Here is a 386-nt window from a genome sequence, read left to right on the forward strand (position 1 = left end):
GGTGATGGTGTGCCACTCGCAGCGGATGAAACCGTGCAATTGGCACAAGAACACATCGAAGGCAGTAACGTATCGGCGGTCGAGGCGCTGAGCGGCGTGATGTCGCTAACGCGTAACTTCGAGATGCAAGTACGCATGATGAAAACTGCAGAACCGTTGGCGCAAGCCGGTAACAAATTAATGGCGGCGAGATAAGTCTCGCCCCAAAAGGAGATAACCAATGCATTCGGCATTATGGGTAAGTAAGGCAGGTATGGCAGCGCAGGACACGAAGATGACTGCCATTTCCAACAACGTAGCAAACGTAAACACCGTCGGCTTTAAGCGCGACCGCGTTGTATTTGAAGACTTGTTCTACAGCATTCAGCGTCAACCTGGTGCACAGG

At 52.1% G+C, this 386-nt stretch carries 2 protein-coding genes; both read left to right on the top strand.

Going from position 1 to position 386, the window contains the following annotated elements:
- On the top strand, nucleotides 1–195 hold a 195-nt coding region (locus tag UF05_RS08760), incomplete at its 5' end, for a flagellar basal body rod C-terminal domain-containing protein (RefSeq protein ID WP_048852415.1).
- A gap of 25 nt (nucleotides 196–220) precedes the next feature.
- On the top strand, nucleotides 221–386 hold a 166-nt coding region (locus UF05_RS08765), incomplete at its 3' end, for a flagellar basal body protein (protein WP_048852417.1).

The organism is Vibrio sp. S457-15 (assembly GCF_000960545.1).
In the GTDB taxonomy this organism is placed as follows: domain Bacteria; phylum Pseudomonadota; class Gammaproteobacteria; order Enterobacterales; family Vibrionaceae; genus Vibrio; species Vibrio parahaemolyticus.